This is a genomic window from Clostridium sediminicola, assembly GCF_050402865.1.
Lineage (GTDB): Bacteria > Bacillota > Clostridia > Clostridiales > Clostridiaceae > Clostridium_AF > Clostridium_AF sediminicola.
In genome coordinates, this window is record NZ_BAABMF010000029.1 from 1 (window position 1) to 20,581 (window position 20,581).

The window sequence follows — 20,581 nt, forward strand, 5'->3', positions numbered from 1 at the left end:
ATTTCCAAACTATTCTTTGTCCATTGTTTGTATATAAATGATGGTTTATTAAGTATACTTTTTTTTCAAAATAATTTTCTCTAAAAAAACTATTGACTTTTTATAACTGGTCTATACAATAAAAAAAATAAAGCTGCAGTCATTTGACTGCAGCTTTAAAATGTTTTATTTTACTAAAACAGAAGCTATTCTTTCCATACCTTTTTTAATGTTCTCCATAGAAGTCGCATAGGATAATCTTATATATCCTTCTTGACCAAATCCTATTCCAGGAATAGTTGCTACTTTACATTCTTCTAATAGCATCTCAGCAAATTCCATAGAATTTGTGATTACTTTTCCACCAATTGTTTTTCCAAGAAGTTCATTAATATTCATCATAACATAAAATGCACCTTCAGGTTTCCTACATGAAATACCTTCTATATCATTGATTAATTTTACGATGTATTCCCTTCTTTCATCAAAAGCTTTCTTCATTTTAGCTATTGATTCTTGAGGTCCTTCTAATGCTTCAATACTTGCATATTGAGCAACAGTATTAGGATTTGAAGTTGAATGACTTTGAACGTTGCTCATTATCTTTATAATATCTTTACTAGCAGCAGTATATCCAATTCTCCAACCTGTCATTGCATACCCTTTAGACATACCATTAATAACGATAGTTCTTTCTTTAACTTCTTCTCCTAAAGATGCGATACTAATGTGTTCTCCATCATAAACTAACTTCTCATAAATTTCATCAGCAATAATATATAAATCATTCTTTACCGCAAAATCAGCAATCATTTGCAAATCTTCTCTAGAATAAATTGAACCTGTAGGATTATTTGGACTATTTACGATTATCGCTTTAGTATTCTCAGTCAAAACAGCTTCTAAAGCCGCTTTAGAAAACTTGAAACCTTCTTCTTCTTTAGTTTCAACGAATACTGGTTTACCTTCTGCCATCTTTATAAGCTCTGTATAGCTAACCCAATAAGGAACTGCAAGAATAACCTCATCATTTGGATTACAAATAGCTTGCAACACATTAAACAAAGAATGTTTTGCCCCGTTTGAAACGATAATATTCTGGTTTTCATATGACAAACCATTATCTTCTAATAACTTTTTACAAATGGATTTTTTCAATTGAGGTAAACCAGATGCAGCTGTATATCCCGTGTTTCCTTCATCTATAAGTTTTTTTGCAGCATTGCGAATATTCTCAGGTGTCTTAAAATCCGGTTCTCCTACACTAAAGAATACTACATCTTCCCCTTTTACTTTCATTTCTTTAGCTTTAGCTGTTATACCTAAAGTAACAGAAGCACTTACTTTACTATTTTTTAATGATAAACTTTTCATAATATCCCCTTTCATATACGAATAATCTCTAAAAGTTAAGAGCCAACTCTTAACATTTTGATAATATTTTGCAATATTTAGTTACTAAGTGGTTTATTTGTATATAATATCTTAAATATTTGATAATTCTTTATTACATGGTATCATCCAAATTTATTTTTGTAAATAAAAAAAATCTATCTTTTTAAATACTAAAGACAAAACAAGGCAATAAAATATAAATCAAAACATTTTAATTTGCTCATACTCATTCTTTCTTAACTTTTCTTTCATTGGGTTTGAATAGCTGCTAGATAGAGAATATTTTTCCCTGAGTTTGTTTACCATCTTATATAAACTATTTTTATATTCTCTATCTGCACCACCTGATTTATAAATTTCTAGCATATCATTATATACTTTAGGAAATTCTATTTTTATAAAATTCAAGAATACCCTTCTGGTATATCCCCTAAGATATAAGGTACCAGGTAACACATAATATACATCAGAATTTTTTGCATTATAAAACAATGAATCAATATTTTCATAACTATCTGTTAAGTATGGAATAATTGGCATAACATGTAGTCCAGTTGATGCATTGGTATTTCGAAAGGTTTTGAGCATTTGGAATCTTTTATTCCATGGAGCACCCTTGGGTTCAATTTTTTTTCTTAAATTTTCATCTGTTGTAGTTATGGTAGCAGCAATATTAACATAAGTTATTCTGGATAATTCATCAATAAGGTCATAATCTCTTAATATAAGGTCTGATTTGGTAGAAATAATTGCAGGTGTTTTATATTTTATCAGTAATTTAAGAACCTCTGGCATAAGCTTATACTTTTCCTCAATAGGTTGGTAACTATCAGTAACCCCACCTATATTTATAACTTCTCTTTTCCAATTCGCACTGCGAAGCTGCTTTTCAATTTGCTCTATGACATTTGTCTTTATATGAATTTCATTGAAAAAGTCATTAGTATTGCCATATTGCTTTGTATACATAGCATAACAATATTTACAGCCATGTTCACAACCACCATATAAGTTAAGATCCCAACTATATGGCATAGCCCTTTTCAATTTATTGATAGCTTTTTTACAGGTAATTTCTTTATATACCATATTATTCATAATCAAATCTTCATCTCTTTTCAATCCATATTAAAAGCGCCATTCTTCAAATAAAATATCGCTATTTGCGTACGATCTCTCAATCTTAGTTTCAAAAGTATTTTTGATATTTTATTTTTCACTGTTCCTTCTGTAAGATAGAGTTTTTCTGATATTTCTTTATTAGAAAACCCTTCTGAAATTAGCTTTATTATATTTATTTCACTTTCAGTTAAATTATACTTTTCAAATTGAATGTTTTCTTCCTCTTCACTTAACATTTTTGTTACTGTATTTGCAGCATTTTCATCAATAAGCATATTTCCTTTATATACAATTTTGATATCATCTATAAGTTTATCTGGAGAAACAGTTTTCAAAAGATATCCGGATGCTCCATTCTTTAGGGCCTTAATAATATATTCGTCTTCATTAAAAGTTGTCAAGATTATAACCTTGATTTTTGAAAAAGCGTCTTTAATTTTTTTCGTACCTACTACACCATTGCATATAGGCATACGAATATCCATTAATACAACGTCTACATTATTATTCTGACAAAAGGAAAAAGCATCATCACCATTGGAACATGTACCAACTACATCAATATCCTTATCTAAAGAAAGAATAATTTTCATACTTTCACATACTATAATATCATCGTCAACTACTAAAACTTTTATACTCATTCTAAATCTCCTTATTCTATTGGAATATTAGTTTCTACTATAAAACCATTCTTCGAATAAATCTCTAATTTTCCTCCAACAAAGCTCGTTCTATTTTTCATTCCATTAAGCCCCATGCCAAAATTCACTTTCTCACAACCTATACCATTATCAATGACTTTAAGATTAATTTCTTTTATTGAATATATTAATTCAATCTTTATAATATCCGCTTTTCCATGCTTAAGAGAGTTTGTGATACACTCTTGAATATTTTTATAAATGACCAATTCAACTCCAGGTGAAATTTGGAATGGTTGACCTGTCACACTGAGTCCAACATCAATATTGGTATCTTTTTTTAGTTTATCAATAAGGTTCTCAATTCTCTTTAAAAGGTGTGAATACTCAACAGGTCTTATATTATGAACAGTTTGTCTCAAAATCTCAATACTCTCCCTTAGATTTTGCAGAGAAGAACTCATAAGTTCCTTACTTTTTTCAACATCTACAGAACTTATCCTCACTGCCGCTTCCATTTGAATTAACAGTGCAGTGAGTTTATGGCCTATAGTATCATGAATCTCAGATGCAATACTGGATCTTTCTTGAAGTGAAGTTAATTCTTCAACTTTCTTTGAGTACTCTTCAATTTCCATTTTTGCTTTCTCTAATTCATAACTATATCTTCTAACATCATCGTAGAGAAATTCTAAATTATCATTCTTACTCTTTAAAACTCTGATTATATAAGACAGAAGAGAAAAAGAAATTAATAATATTAAGTTTACTATGATGATTTCAGTATTTTTCTTTCCAAGAATATAAATATAAACACTAGCAATAAAAAAACTTAAAGGATAAATATAGCTTTTCATATATTCCATTGAATCAGAAATAGTAATCAATAAAAGTAAATGTACAAGACTTCCATTAAAGAAATAATCAACAGTGATGCACAGAATTATATCCATGAACAATGACAAAATATATACTTTTTTATTTTTTATAATATACCTAATACTATTATTCAAAAGAAAAAATAAACATGAAAATAAAAACATACCATAATTAAAAGATAAGTTCAAAATTCCATGTGTAATTACAGAAATAATTAATAAAAGTTTTATCAAAGAAAGAACTTTGGTATACACAAGATATCAAACCCCTTCAAAAATTGTTAAATCTAATGTTTATTTACATTATATCACATGCGCTTATAGATATACTACTTCGTAGTTATATCTATAACAGTTACTTTAGTCACTCAATTAAATGACCAATGTTATATACTTTTGAGCTAAAAATTTACTATTATTATAATATAGAGTAAATGAATGGAGGGTTTAGAATGATAAAGATTGAAAATCTAATTAAAAGATATGGAAGTGATATTGCAGTAGACAATGTAAGTCTTTCTATAAATAAAGGTGAAGTATTTGGCCTTTTAGGTCCTAATGGAGCTGGTAAAAGTACAACTATAAGAATAATGATGGGATTACTAAAGGCTAATAGTGGGATAGTAAAAATCAATGACAAAGCAATTTCAAAAAATTCTCTAGACATAAAAAGGATTTTAGGTTATGTGCCTCAAGAGCTTGCTATATACGAAAATATGTCTGCAAAAGAAAACGTAGAGTTTTTCGGTAGATTATATGGACTTCGAGGAAAAGAACTTAAAAATAGAGTTAATGAAACTCTTCATTTTACTGGACTTAGTGAAAAAGAAAAGGTAAAAGTTAAAAAATTCTCAGGTGGAATGAAAAGAAGGCTAAATATTGCCTGTGCCATTGTTCACAACCCTTCCATTGTCATTATGGATGAACCTACAGTAGGAATAGACCCTCAATCAAGAAATCATATCTTAGAATCAGTTAAAGAATTAAATAAAAGAGGAGCTACAATAATATATACAAGCCACTACATGGAAGAAGTAGAATCTATATGTACAAGAGTAGGTATAATGGATTTTGGTAAATTGATTGCTCTAGGAACTAAACAAGAGCTGAAATTACTTTTAAATGATAAGGAGAAAATTAACATTGATACTGATGGAATAAACAGTGAAGTAATTGATGAAATCAAAAATCTTAGAGGAGTTTCAAGTTTAGATGTTAAATCAAACTCTTTGGAAATAATCTCAAAGAATGCTCAGCAAATTTTACAAGACGTTTTATTTATCCTTTCAACAGAGGACATAAAAGTGAAAAATATATTGATAAAAGAGCCAGATTTAGAAAGTTTGTTTTTACAGCTTACAGGAAAAAATTTAAGAGAATAGGAGGAGTACTATGTGGACTATTGTAGGGAAAAATCTTAAAAATATGACCAATAATATTGGTATACTTCTTTACCTTTCCATTATACCAATTTTTCAAATATATATAACAGATAAAATTATCAAAGATGCTAGTAAAACTATTATCCCTGTACAATCTATCTTTTCTTCAACTAAAATATTATCCAAATCATCAAATAGCAATATGCAATATTTCGCAATTGGGATTCTAGTACAATTTATATTAATAGCAGGTGTAGTTGCAGGGGCTATGGTTACAGAAGAAAGAGAAGAAAAAACTCTGTTAAGACTATTTGTAGCTCCAATAAAAAGATACAGCATAGTAAGTGCAATCTTCATAAGTAATTCAATAATTATTTTTTTCATAACTTTTATGATTATCTGCGTTTGTGGATCTATATTTAAAATTGCTTGGGCAAGCTCTATTATTAATTTAGGAGTTGTTTCCCTTATAGCAGTATTTGTAGCTTCCTCCTTTGCATTATTAATTGCTTCTATTTTTAAATCATCAAAAATTGCTGGAGGAGTTATGTCTGTAATAATAATTATGATGACTTTTGCTAGTGGTGCATATGGTGATATGAATAAGAATTCTTTTATATCTAAATTAACACTGAATAAATGGATAAATAATTGCTATGTAGCTTTAATGGATGGAAAATCATTATCAGAGATGATTTACAGCATCAGTGTTCTAGTAATTATTAGTATCATATTCTTATTAGTATCAATTATAGTATTTAGAAAGGAGAAAGTTTATGAATAGCATTGTCATTGGACTAAATACAATAAAAAGATTATTAAAAGAGATTAGCACTATAACATTTATAATTATTTTACCTATAATGGCAGCTTTTATTACTGATATAGTTTATAAAGGAAATATCAATCTTTCTATAGCAGTTTCGGATAATGGTAACTATGATGGTGAGTTCTTAGAGTTTATGAAAGATACAGGAAAGTATGAAATTAATATGATAGAAGATATTGAACTTGAAAAATCCATTAAGAATAAGGATTTCAATATTGGTATAGCCTTTCCCAATGGTTTTATTGAAGATATTAATTCAGAAAAGATTAATAAAATCAGCATAATTAGTGACAAAAATGATTCTTCTGTAAAAGAAATAGGAGGACTTATAGATGATTATTACGGAATGATAATTAAAGGTATCCCTACTGATGAATATAAAACAAATCTAGTTAACAGCAATAAGTATATAAAGCCCCAAATTTCACTAGGCCTTATTACAATGTTTATATTAATGTTTACTGGAACAGGCATAGGTATGCTTCTTGAAGATAAAAAAGCTAAAACATTTATGAGAATTTATTCTACTCCAATAAGAAGAAGAGATATGGTATTTGGACATCTTTTAGCTAATTTCTTACTCGGCTCGCTTCAAATACTCATATTTATGTTTGTTAATACAACTATCCTTAAATTTCAATGGGGAATTTCATTTATAAATATCTATTTACTATTGTTATTGTTCTTGATTGTGTCCATTGGTATATCAATTTCCTTAGTTCACTTTACCTCTGATAATCAAAAACACAACATAATGATAATTATTATTGGAGTTGTGACAAGTCTCATAAGTGGTGTAATGATTCCTGGAATTGAGTTAGGTGGATTACTTGGAAAAACAGCAAAGTTTACTCCTCAGTATTGGTTAGCTAAAATATATAATACATTGAATTCTGGTGGAAGTTTCTTTGATGCAAAATTAGATGTTGGTATATTACTAGTTTTCGGTATTACACTATTTATTTTTGGTGTGAATACTCTTACTCCTAATGAAGAAGATTTGTAGAAATTTAGAGAATCCAATTTTGGATTCTCTAAATTTTATTAATAATAATGTAATTTGAATTAAATATCAGTCTTTATAGGTACTTTTATTTCTATCAAATATTCATCCGGGTTATTAACTATAAAGCTACCAATAATTGAATTTGTAATAACCTCTCCCTTTATTAGCAAATCATTTTGGTCGATATATTTTTTTATTTTTAAAAGGGTATCTTTTAGATTTTCAATCCTACCTTTATGATATCCTACTACACAATCTTGCAAAGAATACTCTTGTACATTTGGATTATTTATAAACTTTTTATCAATAGGAAGTATTATTTTATCAATATTTTCGTCTTTAATATCATAAAAAACCTTTTCATTAAAGATAATTTGCATACCGTATGTATGCCCTATTTCTGCATAATTAGGATAATTCTCTTTTATCTGGAGCAAATTTTTCTCGAATTCATACCAATCATTAACTGTTCGACAATCGCCAATAACACCATAAATAGAATTACAATTTCTAACTTCAATTAAGTTTTCTATATTATCAGAATAACTTCTAGTTCTTTCTATTCTTTTAATAATAGCTTCAATATTACTTGCCACAGCCTGCATTTTTTTTATCTTATTCTCAAGCTGTTCTTTTTGTAATTTAATTGTATCTAATGCTTCATCCACACTATGGATTTCCTTGAATTCTTTTATTTCTTCTAAAGATAATCCTAACATTTTATAAAATTTTATTTTATCAACTTGCCAAAATTGTTCTTCAGAATAATATCTATAGCCATTTTCATTATCTATTATTTCAGGGGATAATATGCCTATTCTATCGTAGTATCTAAGGGTTTGAGCGTCAATATTTTTAATCATAGCTATTTCCCCTATCTTAAACTTTTTATCCATAGCATCTCTCCAAATTTGTTCATTTTCTCATTATTCTATTGACCTTATAATCACTATAAGGTTTATAATACTAGTTGTCAATTATTATTAGCCATACCACTTCAACTATAAATCAAAACAAGTCCAAAACTCATTGAAGCTTGATCTTTTGTACATGTTTTGATTAAGTTTACGTAAGGTATGCCTTAAAAGGAGAAATTTTATGAATAAAGATTTTGAAAATATTAATTTTAAAAGTTATATGAAATTTGTATTACCTACAATTTTCTCTATGGTTTTTATGTCTATATATACTATGGTGGATGGAATTTTTGTATCTAGAAAGCTTGGTAGTACTGCACTTGCTGCAATCAATATTTCACTCCCTGCTATGAACTTTATTTTTGGAAGTATTTTTATGATTGTAGTTGGAGCATCAGCCATAATCGGCATTAATCTTGGTGAAAAAAAAATTGAAAAAGCTAATGAAAATTTTAGTAATATGCTGTACGCTCTCATATTTATGGTATTAACTTATTTGATAGTTGGTATTTTTTTCACTAAACCAATTGCTCGATTATTAGGAGCAGAAAAGAATTTACTACCTTATGTCAATAATTATCTAACTATAATATTTTTGGGATCTATTGGTACTATTACTCAGATTTTTTCAGAAGTATTTTTAAGATTAGAAGGTAAATTTAATTTATCCTTATGTGCTACAGTTGTTGGCGGGATTTCAAATATTGTCTTGGATTATATATTTATTTATCAACTAGATATGGGGATTAAAGGAGCAGCATTAGGTACAACTTTAGGAGCCTCCTTTAGCGGTTTATTTGGTATTATTTATTTTGCTTTTAAACATTCAAAAATACGCTTTGTTTTTACTAAAGTTAATTTTAAATTTCTAAAAGAATCTATGATTAATGGTTCATCTGAAATGGTCTCTAGTTTATCTGCTGGTATAACTACTTTTTTATTTAACAGAGTACTTTTGAATTTAGTTGGAGAAGTGGGAGTATCCAGTATAACCATTGTTCTATATGTTAATTTCTTATTATCTTCAATTTTCATTGGAATATCTATGGGTATACAACCTATACTTAGTTATAACTTTGGTGCAAAGCAAATTAATAATATAAACAAGCTTCTAAAAATGTCTGGTATTTTCATTAGTATAATAAGTGTGGTAACATTTGCTTTATGTAATATTTTTAAGATTCAGCTCATTTCCTTATTTAATTCAGATAATTTAGAACTAATTAAAATGACTAGTAAAGCTTTTACAATAATCAGCTTTGGTTTTTTCATTAGTGGGTTCAATATACTTGGTTCTAGCTTTTTTACATCTCTAAATAACGGTAAATATTCTGGGATTATTGCATTTAGTAGATCTATAATTTTTAAATCACTTATCATTTTGACTTTACCAACTCTTATTGGTCTTAATGGTGTATGGCTAACGATTCCTTTATCAGAATATCTTTGTGTTATTATTACAATTTACTTCTACAGAAAAGTAAAAAACACACAGCTTGCCCCTCCGTGTGTTTCTGTATAGTTGAAATCGAAAAATGTTATTTACACTAGAAGAAAAGGGGTGGAAAAATCACTTTTCCACCCCTTCGATACCTACAGATGTAACATTATTAAGTATATATTAAATCAAGTTCATGTTAGAAGTATAGATTTTTTATCCAGCAGTTGGTAATCCCAAAACTATCCGAGCAATTTTATTACTATCATCTATTAATAATACTATTCCTAAACATAGTCCATTACCATTTTTACCTTCAAAATAAATCCCTTTACTAACAAAAACTCCAGTTAGTAAGCAATAACTTCTAGTTATTGCCACGATCCCTGGAGTGCTACCAAAAACTCGAAACAACGTGGATAGTTTTAGCTTCTAAATCCTTCCAAAAAACACCATGTAATTCTTACCGTAATGCTTTGCACATTTCGGACATGTTGTATAGAAAACGAAGAAATCTTTCATTTCATGACCCTGTTCTTTTATGTAACTCTTCAATTTCTGAATCAATTTAGGAAAATCACGATATTCAGCATCGAAAACTTTGGTCATAAAAGTTCCTGAAAGTTTTTCCATCTCCATTCCGGGTACATTATCACTAACCTTGAAATAGTGATTTGCTTTCCATTTTGAAACATCTTGTGACAAAATCATATATCTATCCTTATCCACAGCTTTAGCTTGATCAATAAGTTCTTGAGATCTTGTCATCACCTTACCAAGATTCAGTGGCATGTAAAAGAAACTTCTAGTGGATGCTTTTGCAAAAAGGACATTATCAAAAACAAAGGTTTTTTCATCCCATGGTTCAGGTACGAATCTTGGACAGCATCCAGTTTCATTATCACCGAGATTCATGATTGGTAATTGATTTGTATTGTTCATTATATCACCTCCGATTAGTAATGAATCCATATGTAAATTATAACAATAATATACCAATAAGGATGTTTTTTATTTAAGAACTATATTTTTCTAAAAGCATTAATTCCGAAGTTTCAAAAGAAGTCAAAGTAATTGAGTTTAAATCGATTGATACAGATTCAAAGATGCCTTGATCTTTTATTTTAAATGCATTCAATACCATTTTCTCTTCTGATATTTCTTTAAGTTTTCCCTTATAGTTTTCATTTAGAGTTTTTATTTCTACAAAGTGATTTTTTAATTGATAACTGTTAAAAATCGTCTTCCATTTTTTAAGGTCGATATAATGTACTGTATTTAATTTAAAATAATACTCTTTTTGAAGTAGCTCATTGTAAAAATCAGGACAATAAGATACAGTTTTTATTTGCTTTTTGGAGAAAATGGAATATCCATCTAATCTTAACCCTTCTACTCTTACCGCCAAACAATACTCTCCTTCTTCCTTTAAAAGAATCATTTGATTAAAGGTACTCTGTGATTTAAATTGAATTTTTAAGAGTTTTTGAAGTTCTAAATTACATTCTAATGCTATGTTTTGTAAATCGTCTACTGTAGTTTTATTTTCAAATAGAACCTCCTTATTTTCCTCTGTTCTATTTATAATTGTATTATCTTTTATTTCTTCTTGTTTATTATGTTTCTGAGTATCTTCTCCTTGAATAGTTACTCTACCATATTTATCTATATATCTTTGAAATTCTTCTCTTAAAGCATCGTCTCCTACTGCTGTTGCTGAACATTTCACTTTCAATCTTCCTGTTTTTTTCAGTTTTTCTTCATCATAAGCTAATACAACATTGATTCTTGGAAAAAATTTCGGATTTTCGTTTATAAAAGTTTGAATATCATTAAACCAAATGATTAACGCACCTGGAGTATCTCTTGTTGCCTTTTGTACTTCTATTAGTTTAATCACATTCCAATCAAGTTTAAAATTTGCATGTGGAAATTGAAATCCTTTTTTTGTTAAAATTAAATATGAAGTATGTTTTATTTTCATAAAGAGATAAAACATAATAGGTATGCTTATAAAACAGCTTACCAGGAAAAAAGTAGCATTGGTTACAATCATATTAACAAAAAACAGACTACCTAACCCAATCCATAATATTTGAGATGTACTTTTATTAATTTCTAATTTATCTTGTGATTTTTCGAGGTAATATGTAGAATACTCTTTTAAAAACATGTCCATTTTTGATTTTAAATTATCAGTTGAACCTTTTACAAAACTAAAAGGATATTCTATTATTTTATCTTCTGTCATCACTATATCTTCTCTTAGTTTTATACAAAGATAATATCTGAAATATTCAAATTTGATGTAATAAGTATCAATATCATTCCATGGAATTTCCTTCTCATAAGAATATAGTTTTATTCCCTTCTCTTGCAAATCAAAAACAATTAAAGACTTTTTGATCCAATCAAATTTAATTGGATTTTTATAAAATAATATAAAATATACTGCACCTAAAATAAAGATTGTTGAAATGATACCCAAACATATCCAGCTAATAACTAAAGTACTAAATATAATACAAAGAACTAATTTTCTATTGTAAACTATTTTAATATCCTCCATCATTTATCCCCCTCTTTACTTCATTATTTCCTTAATATGTATAAGATACTGTCAATTTATTGAAAACCTATCAATTACATTATATAATATAAACATAAAAGCTACTACATAATTCTTAACAACATCGTCAGCTCAACAAAAAAATAGTTTAGAAAAACCTCATCTGGTTTCTCTAAACTATTTTTAATTTTACACACTTATTACTCTCTCTTTCAACATATTTAATATTGTATGTGATAACATAATCATCATCTTCTCCAAATCTATACTGTCCGTATTAGCACCATAACATCTTTCAAGTACTACAATTTTAACTATACCTTCTATATGAACCCTAATATAGGTAAAAATATCTTCTACCGATAAATCAGGTTTAAATTCCCCTATAGTTATTCCTTCAACTATCTTTTGAAATAAAGAATTTATAAGATATTGACCATTTTCATATTCTGTCAGTTTACTAGATATTTTTTCAGCCTTTTCTGGATGATTTGCTACTAACACAGTTAATTCAAATTGAATTTTACCTATAGTATCTGCACTTTCATTGATATGTTGACCTAATAATTTAAATAACTCTTCAATTATAACCTCATATTTATTATTGCAATTAATAATGTCATCAATATTATCCTTATAATCATATCTACGAGTTTCTCTATTAATTAATTCTATAATCACATTATCTATATCACTAAAGTATCTATATATCCCACCTTTACTTAAACCTGCTTGCTTAATAACATCTAGCATAGTCATTTCATATAATGGTTTTTGTTGAAATATTATAAACGCTGCCTCTATAATTTCAGCTCTCTTTTTGTTTATATAATCTTCAGTTACCTTTGGCATATTATCTCCACCTTTTAATGAGCCTAGTTTCATTTTTAATTACACTTTAAATAATAAATTCTTTCATGTCAATATACTATTCTTATATTATAATTTAAAGGAACAAAAACATATCCTTACCTTTAAATTCTATAATTTTCATATTGCTATTCTGTGTCTGTCTTTTTATATTTATATGGTACGTATACATATACTACAATTAAAGCTATAAATATCTCTACAACTGTAGTTAAAATCGTACTAAAGTTTTGTTTTAAGCTAAATATTGCCATAAAACTATTTATACAACTATGAAACAAAATACATAAGAATAAATTATGACTTATCTTTCTAATAATTGCTAATGAAAATGTCATTCCAAATACAGCTATAATAAACATTAAAAAGCTTATTGTTGATTGATAGGTTCCTACTATAAACCATAAAGGTAAATGCCATATAGCCCATATTACTGCTACTATAATAGTTGCCTCACAAAAAGACATAATCCTCTCTAAATATGGTTGTAAAATACCTCTCCATCCAATCTCCTCAAGTCCTCCACCTATAATATTCATTGGAATCATTAGTAATCCATAATAAATTGCCATTTCTCTGTTAGTTGAAGCTAATGCTATTGGTATTAAAAAATGTAGTAATAATAAAGCCACAACTAATACATAATTTTTTATTGATGATTTGAAATTGAAATTACGCTTTAAGAAAGATTTAATTCCATCAACTTCTCCCCATTTTTTTAATAACATATATGAAGCTATCGGAGCTCCATTTCCTCCAATTAAAAATAAAATCATAGATAAAAAAGTTCCATACTGCAAAAATCCAAACTTATTAGCAATAATTATAGCTCCCCAACATAACCAAGAAATACAAAATGTTAATAATAAAAACTCGCAAATTTTTGATTTAGTAACATTATTCATTTGAAATTCCTCCTGCAAACTTTTAAATGAGACGCCTCTCATCTTTATAAATTAATCATACTTCTATTTTTATAATAAGTCAATATAAAAATGAGATAAATCTCATCTTTACATTATAGATTAAATTTACCTCTGTATTACTTTAATATATTTTTATAAAAAATAAGATAGACCCATGAGCCTATCTTTATATCGTTTATACATTACTTATGGTACGGTTTACCATTAATAATCCCTGACTTAGTCAAGTAATTATTTACATAAGATTCGCAAGTTGAATTTCAATATAGAAAAAGATAAGGTAAATAATAATCACAAACTTTAATATAACATAGAGGATTAGGACTAATTCCAGTATGCTAACAAAAAACAAAATGGATAAAACAGTAAACGTAGTGGCAATTACAACTACAGTAACAAGATTTACATCTCTCATAGTTAAGATAAAACGTAATGTTGAGGTTCAGAGAAGCTAGAAAATATTATAGTAAATATTGCAAAGGGATTTAAATACATCTCATGTTAAGGTTCAACTAAATTAAATCCCAATAAAAACCATGCTATAGTTACATTTAAATACATCTCATGTTAAGGTTCAACGAGTTTTGGAGAGAGCAAAAGAATATAGAACTTTGATTTAAATACATCTCTTGTTAAGGTTCAACGGGAAAGAAAATATTATGTCTAGATTAAAAGTTCTATTTAAATACATCTCATGTTAAGGTTCAACAGGAAATGTGGATATAAGAAAATATATTTATAAAATATTTAAATACATCTCATGTTAAGGTTCAACATATCCCACTTTGAATGCCCTTTGTACCTTCTCACATTTAAATACATCTCATGTTAAGGTTCAACGCAATTTGCAGTGCAGGAACAAACTTTGGATTATCATTTAAATACATCTCATGTTAAGGTTCAACTACGCAACAGCCTATAACAGCCTATGACGAAAATGGAAAAATCGTATTTAAATACATCTCATGTTAAGGTTCAGCAATAATCCTGTTAACTTTAGGTTTACTTAAATTAATTTAAATACATCTCATGTTAAGGTTCAGCGTATATAATGTATACAGATTTTATCAATATAGGTTTATTTAAATACATCTCATGTTAAGGTTCAGCACCTATCACAGAAGCAAACTGGAGTATAGATTTAACATTTAAATACATCTCATGTTAAGGTTCAGCAAGAAAATACAAAGTATGGGGTACTGGTATACATACAATTTAAATACATCTCATGTTAAGGTTCAGCTTGAACTTTAATATTGTTATGGGTGATAAATTCTTCATTTAAATACATCTCATGTTAAGGTTCAGCTAAGACAAACACTACAGATTTATAAAAATATATTATTTAAATACATCTCATGTTAAGGTTCAGCAAAGTCTATATGGATTTAAGTTTGTTGATGTATAATTTAAATACATCTCATGTTAAGGTTCAGCAACTAATAAAAAAGCATTTTTAATTATTGCTGTAAATTTAAATACATCTCATGTTAAGGTTCAGCATTCGCAGCTATAAGCAATATTGCGGGAGCTCTTGAATTTAAATACATCTCATGTTAAGGTTCAGCTGCTTCAACAATGACTAAGAGGTATAAAGCTAAGTAATTTAAATACATCTCATGTTAAGGTTCAGCGAGTTGAATTTAAGGGTTAAAACCCTATTCAACAAATTTAAATACATCTCATGTTAAGGTTCAGCATTAAAAAAGGTAGAAATATAACACATATATTGTTATTTAAATACATCTCATGTTAAGGTTCAGCCCAATATAATCACCCCCTATGGAATAATTAAACTTATTTAAATACATCTCATGTTAAGGTTCAGCCAGTTGCGCCTGTTTTTTGCGCATATGTAAAGTAAATTTAAATACATCTCATGTTAAGGTTCAGCAGAGGTTGAATACACTAATATACAGCTCGAAAAGGGATTTAAATACATCTCATGTTAAGGTTCAGCATTCTACGTCGCCTAATTCCGGTTCATGTAGCTCTATTTAAATACATCTCATGTTAAGGTTCAGCCACTGTAAAATAGCCATTCTTTAAAATCAATAATATCACTAAAGCGTTGAAATATCAAGGTTCTTGAAAAATTTTACCAACCGATTATTAAAATTCTTTATTTCTTTTAAAAATCCCTTTAAATCCTTTAAATGCAATGAATTAGAAGATTTTATACAAATTAACGGTTGGTAAAAGTTAATAAATCATTTATTTCATATGCATTCTAAATTATCAAATCTTCTCCAGTATTATTACTCTGTATTCCCAAAATCTCTTCATCAAAAACTTTATCATTTAATAATTTTATAATACAGATAAAATCTTCTTTCTTGTCTATAACTTTATTTAAATCTTTCCTCAGAGAAATCAACTTAGATGGAGTTATTTCTCCTCTAAATACCGACTTTTGAAAATGTGATAAGTATTTTTTACAAACTTTAAAAACCCTTTGAACTCTTTTTTCATTCACATCATAAAAAAGAAAAGCGTAATTATAATTCATGTTCTTGGCCATCTACATATTCTCCTTAAGATTAAATGGGACAAAGTCTTTGTCTTCCATTATAAATTTAATTAACTTATAGCAATCCAGTTTAATTGCAGTTCTATAACTAACTTTTCGTTTTAATTTAGAATGAGGAAACACTGCTTCCATACGTTTCTCAAATGTTTGAATAAAAATTTTTCTTCCTTCTTCATTCAATAAAGAATAATTTACCTTTTTATCAAAGTGCTTTACTACTTGTAGCTTTTTCTTATTAACAAGCTCAAATATAGTTTTATAAACAATAACAGGTTTGAAAACTTCACTAATATCCAAACTTAATGAAAATCTTCCTTCAGAAGGTTCATGCAAAAAACTTATTCTTTGATCTAAGTGGGTTCTATATATTGAAGATATTGTTTTTGTGTACAACAATGTATTTCCAAAAGATATTAAAGCATTTATTGGATTATCTGGTGGTCTTTTCACTCTTTTATTTAGTACAAAGTCTTCGGGTAGTATATTTTTAAATTCGCCATAAAACCTTTGCCAAACTTCACCTTCCACTGCCATAAGCTGCTTAATATCCTTACTTTCATTAATTCTTTCAATAAATTCTTTATTTATCCAATCAATAGTACTCTTCACTTCTTTTTTATTGTGCTTGTAATAATGATATAGCACCTCAGAAATATTATCACCAATTCCTCTCACAATAGGTTTAGCTACAGATAATCTATTAGTTTTATAAGCTTCAGCTTGTTTAACTACAAGTTTACCGCTATTATATTGGTTTCTTGGATAAAAGCTCCCACTATACCCTTCATAATAATTAAAGAAGTGAATAATAATATTATTTGATGCTAAAAAATCTAATAATTTTGTGTTTATACTTACTTCATTTAAGCAGTAAATCTCTTTTGTGTTCTCTACAGGAATATATACATTTTTCCCATCTTTTCTAAAACATAAGGAATTATCTTTCCTTGTTAATTCCCCCATAGACGTGATGTACCTTGTACTACCCATTTAACTCTTCACCTCACTATATATAGCAATACTCATAATAAGCACACTTTTTACACTTATGCTCATTTAAAACTTCTGGTATTTTTTCGCTTAAAATTAACTCTTCTATATCCTTTATGTATTTATCCAATTGCTCTAATAGCTCATTATTGAGTTCAAAATATAGAATTTTATTATTTCCTTTATTTTTCTCAACAAATTCTAATTTACCTTTTCTGTCTATCCCTTTATCTTTTAGTACTTTTAAATAATATAGCAATTGCCATTTAGAAGCTTCTACATCAGCATCAGATTTTTTTATTTCTACCAAATGTTCTTTTGTAAGTTTGTCAATCTTGATATTATCTATTGCAATTTCGCTATTTTTACTTTTAGATGCTTTTTCTTCATGAATCGCCCTTCCAATCTTTACATTTTCACTATTATCTTCAAGATTAAGTCTATTTCCATGTAGATAACATTGTCTTTTGCAGTGAAAATAGTAGTTGATTAATGTACCATTAACCCTCATTATATAAAATCTCCTATTCCATTAATGAATTTTTCTTTGTCTAACTTACCTTCTTTAAAATAACTATCTCCATCCTCGATAAAATACAAATCTCCAATTCTATCATTGTATGTAAAGTTATTACTCCACTTTATTTCATATATAAAGTTATTCATTTTAGATCTGATTCTTGACAATTCCACTCTTTTTTTAGAATAATCCATATCCTGATTATTTAATAATTCTTTATATTCGTTCCATATTTCAATTCCATCAAAAGGTTCATCGTTAACTAATAAATCGCTACTTAAATAAACTGAAATTTTATCCTGATCTTGCCTAATCAATCTCATTCTTTCTTCTACATTTCCAAATTCTAAACTTCTTACATCTTCACTAAAAAACTTTTCTATATTCATATCATTGTATCCATTTGTTAATTCTTTTAATCTCTCAATAACCAAGTTATAGAATTTGTCAAAATCTTTTCCCTTTAAAACTTCTCTTATCGTTTCATTTTCTAAAGTTATATCACTATGTCTTCTTATATCTTCTTTATATATCTTCTTAGCATCATCTATTTCAAAGAAATAGACTATACAGTTTTCTTTCTTACAAGATCTATTTATTCTTCCAAGGAATTGTTCTTCACTGTCTAACATAGATTTATTTTTATATCCAATATCCATGTCTATATCGACTCCAGCTTCTACAACCTGAGTAGCAACTAGTAACAATGAATCTATTGATTTTACTTTACTAATAATTCTATCTCTTTCTCCAATACTATCATCACCGCTCATTAGTTCCACATCACAAATTATTTCCTCATCCTCTTTTAATCTATTGTAGAAACTATAGGCTGACCTTTTACTTATAAATTCAATAAGAATCCTTTTATCTTTATAACTTTGTTCCTTCACATCTTCATATAAATCATCTATTATATTCTCACTTTCTAACAAATGATAATCCACCTGAACTCTATTCTTAAATATAGGATTTTCAAAATATTTTTCTCTATTTTGTATAAGCCTTACAGTATTTGCTTTTGCTAAAGATAGCTTATCTAAGTTTGGTAAAGTAGCTGACATTATAATTATTTTTATATTTAAAACCTTTGCATAAACACTTAAAAATGTTATTATTTCTCCCCAAATTAAGTTTTTATAGCTCTGAATTTCATCTAATACAATTACGCTATTCGCTAGTTGGTGCAGTGGAAATATATCTTCTTTTGATATTCCAAATAGATATTTGAAAATGGTGACGTGAGTTGTAAGTATCATTGGATAATTAAGAAATTGCCTATTTAATAATGCTTTCTTATAGTATTCTAGATTTGTGTCTTCTTCTTTAGTAGCTTCCTTATCCATCTTTATAGGTTCAATTGAGTTGATTACTGCAATTTTATTGAAAATTTCTTTTTCTTTTTCAAATGTTTCTTTCAAAGTATTTATATTTTGCTCTACTAATGTGTTGAATGGATATACATAAAAGATTTTATTTTTACTCTTATCCTCTTTTAATAATTTAAAGCTTAAATTTGTAGCTACATTACTTTTTCCGCTTCCAGTAGGAGCTTCTAGATAAAATATATTTGAATCAATATTATTCTCAAGAGCTTTTTCTGTATCTAGAAACAACTCGTTCCTCAATATATTTATATCCTTTATTTCAGTAAAATCACTTCTCTTACCATACTCTTTTTTCTCATAGCCTCTAATAAGATTGTATATTTCACCTTCTTTATAAACATCATAAAACTCATCAACATCATTTATAACTCCTATATCACTTATCTCAACATTCTCCATGAATTCCGAAGTAGAATAGAAATCACAAGCTACTAGCAAAGATAGCATTAACCTTTCGTAAACATATCTATAAATCACTTGATTTTTCGAATATTCTTTATGGCAATGTTTTTCAATATCCTTAAATATTTTCTTTATGTTTTTCAGTTTGATTTTTATATCCTTACCAAGAGTTTCATTGAATAAGAGCTGTTGATCTTCAAGTAGTTTCTCCCCTTCACCACCCAAAGAAAATTTTTTCTTAAAATCCTTCCATGAATTTAAATTTCCATGGTGTCTTGATATTATGTATGCATTCATCATCATAAAGTCTAGTAATAAATATTTTTCTTTTTCTTCAAATTTCTTTATTCTTTCATAATATTCATCCATATAAACAATAGCTGATAATATTGAATGATGGGAATTCTTAAATTTTTCACAGTTTTTTATTTTTAAATCATTCTTTAATCTGTTTTTTTGAAAGTATGGATTTACCTTTCCCACATCATGTAAAGTAATAGCATTTAAAATCATTTCTTTAAATAGTTCTTTCCCTTGAGTTGAAAAATCCTTTAAAAATTCTATCTCAATTTTCTGAAAAACTTCATTTAAGTATTTTTCATTTACAATGTTTAAAAAATAATTTACAGCAAGGTTTGTATGATCTTCTAATTTTTCATTTTCACCTTCTTTTGTATGTGCATATATTAAATATTTTTTATTAATAAACTCTTTTATATTTAGTTTTCTATTAGCATTAAAGTACATGTAAATCTCCTTTTTTATACTATTAAAGGAGGCTATAAACCTCCTTTAT

Annotated in this window: 18 protein-coding genes and 1 CRISPR repeat array; of the genes, 4 read left to right on the forward strand and 14 right to left on the reverse strand. The window is 27.6% G+C overall.

The features are described from left to right. Positions 1-165 precede the first annotated feature (165 nt). The 4 genes from ACQ3F0_RS24650 to ACQ3F0_RS24665 all read right to left on the reverse strand — a co-directional run bounded on the left by ACQ3F0_RS24650 (position 166) and on the right by ACQ3F0_RS24665 (position 4,273). Entirely contained in the window at positions 166-1,353 is a 1,188-nt protein-coding gene (locus ACQ3F0_RS24650; RefSeq protein ID WP_428868454.1) for a pyridoxal phosphate-dependent aminotransferase, read from the reverse strand. A 222-nt stretch (positions 1,354-1,575) separates the two neighbouring features. Next, positions 1,576-2,472 (reverse strand): SPL family radical SAM protein, encoded by an 897-nt coding sequence (locus ACQ3F0_RS24655; RefSeq protein ID WP_428868455.1) that lies wholly within the window; start codon positions 2,470-2,472, stop codon positions 1,576-1,578. Positions 2,473-2,492: 20 nt separating this feature from the next. Beyond that, a complete protein-coding gene (locus ACQ3F0_RS24660; protein ID WP_428868456.1) occupies positions 2,493-3,140 on the reverse strand; it encodes a response regulator transcription factor in 648 nt (215 codons plus the stop codon). An 11-nt stretch (positions 3,141-3,151) separates the two neighbouring features. Then, positions 3,152-4,273, reverse strand: coding sequence for a sensor histidine kinase (locus ACQ3F0_RS24665; RefSeq protein WP_428868457.1), 1,122 nt, complete (start codon positions 4,271-4,273; stop codon positions 3,152-3,154). A gap of 197 nt (positions 4,274-4,470) precedes the next feature. Here ACQ3F0_RS24665 and ACQ3F0_RS24670 point away from each other — a divergent pair, with 197 nt between their 5' ends. From ACQ3F0_RS24670 to ACQ3F0_RS24680, 3 genes are read left to right on the forward strand one after another with little or no spacing between them, the layout of a single operon-like run. After that, positions 4,471-5,400, forward strand: a complete 930-nt coding sequence (locus tag ACQ3F0_RS24670; protein ID WP_428868458.1) for an ABC transporter ATP-binding protein — start codon at positions 4,471-4,473, stop codon at positions 5,398-5,400. 10 nt (positions 5,401-5,410) lie between these two features. Beyond that, positions 5,411-6,184, forward strand: a complete 774-nt coding sequence (locus ACQ3F0_RS24675; protein WP_428868459.1) for an ABC transporter permease — start codon at positions 5,411-5,413, stop codon at positions 6,182-6,184. Next, on the forward strand, positions 6,177-7,235 hold the full coding sequence (locus tag ACQ3F0_RS24680; RefSeq protein WP_428868460.1) for an ABC transporter permease: 1,059 nt from the start codon (positions 6,177-6,179) through the stop codon (positions 7,233-7,235). The genes ACQ3F0_RS24675 and ACQ3F0_RS24680 overlap by 8 nt, the downstream gene beginning before the upstream one ends. 59 nt (positions 7,236-7,294) lie before the next feature. Here ACQ3F0_RS24680 and ACQ3F0_RS24685 read toward each other — a convergent pair whose 3' ends face one another. Next, positions 7,295-8,131, reverse strand: a complete 837-nt coding sequence (locus tag ACQ3F0_RS24685; protein WP_428868461.1) for a MerR family transcriptional regulator — start codon at positions 8,129-8,131, stop codon at positions 7,295-7,297. Between the two features lie 202 nt (positions 8,132-8,333). On the opposite strand from ACQ3F0_RS24685, the gene ACQ3F0_RS24690 reads away from it, so the two are divergent. Then, a complete protein-coding gene (locus tag ACQ3F0_RS24690) occupies positions 8,334-9,674 on the forward strand; it encodes an MATE family efflux transporter (RefSeq protein WP_428868462.1) in 1,341 nt (446 codons plus the stop codon). Positions 9,675-9,806: 132 nt separating this feature from the next. On the opposite strand, the gene ACQ3F0_RS24695 is transcribed toward ACQ3F0_RS24690, so the two are convergent. The 9 genes from ACQ3F0_RS24695 to cas3 form a co-directional block, all read right to left on the reverse strand. Next, a complete protein-coding gene (locus tag ACQ3F0_RS24695; RefSeq protein WP_428868463.1) occupies positions 9,807-9,971 on the reverse strand; it encodes a hypothetical protein in 165 nt (54 codons plus the stop codon). Positions 9,972-10,022: 51 nt separating this feature from the next. Then, positions 10,023-10,532, reverse strand: coding sequence for a hydrolase (locus ACQ3F0_RS24700; RefSeq protein ID WP_428868464.1), 510 nt, complete (start codon positions 10,530-10,532; stop codon positions 10,023-10,025). Between the two features lie 73 nt (positions 10,533-10,605). After that, positions 10,606-12,159, reverse strand: a complete 1,554-nt coding sequence (locus ACQ3F0_RS24705) for a hypothetical protein (protein WP_428868465.1) — start codon at positions 12,157-12,159, stop codon at positions 10,606-10,608. Positions 12,160-12,348: 189 nt separating this feature from the next. Next, positions 12,349-13,011, reverse strand: coding sequence for a TetR/AcrR family transcriptional regulator (locus tag ACQ3F0_RS24710; protein WP_428868466.1), 663 nt, complete (start codon positions 13,009-13,011; stop codon positions 12,349-12,351). Between the two features lie 146 nt (positions 13,012-13,157). Beyond that, positions 13,158-13,934: a CPBP family intramembrane glutamic endopeptidase gene (locus ACQ3F0_RS24715; RefSeq protein WP_428868467.1), complete on the reverse strand. Its 777-nt coding sequence runs from the start codon at positions 13,932-13,934 to the stop codon at positions 13,158-13,160. 504 nt (positions 13,935-14,438) lie between these two features. Then, positions 14,439-15,980: a CRISPR direct-repeat array (repeat unit 30 nt; unit sequence ATTTAAATACATCTCATGTTAAGGTTCAAC). 205 nt (positions 15,981-16,185) lie between these two features. Further along, a complete protein-coding gene (gene cas2, locus ACQ3F0_RS24720) occupies positions 16,186-16,476 on the reverse strand; it encodes a CRISPR-associated endonuclease Cas2 (protein ID WP_428868468.1) in 291 nt (96 codons plus the stop codon). Beyond that, positions 16,477-17,475, reverse strand: a complete 999-nt coding sequence (gene cas1b / locus ACQ3F0_RS24725; protein WP_428868469.1) for a type I-B CRISPR-associated endonuclease Cas1b — start codon at positions 17,473-17,475, stop codon at positions 16,477-16,479. A gap of 16 nt (positions 17,476-17,491) precedes the next feature. Then, on the reverse strand, positions 17,492-17,986 hold the full coding sequence (gene cas4 / locus ACQ3F0_RS24730) for a CRISPR-associated protein Cas4 (RefSeq protein ID WP_428868470.1): 495 nt from the start codon (positions 17,984-17,986) through the stop codon (positions 17,492-17,494). After that, positions 17,986-20,532 (reverse strand): CRISPR-associated helicase Cas3', encoded by a 2,547-nt coding sequence (cas3, locus tag ACQ3F0_RS24735; protein WP_428868471.1) that lies wholly within the window; start codon positions 20,530-20,532, stop codon positions 17,986-17,988. The genes cas4 and cas3 overlap by 1 nt, the downstream gene beginning before the upstream one ends. Between the last annotated feature and the right edge of the window lie 49 nt (positions 20,533-20,581).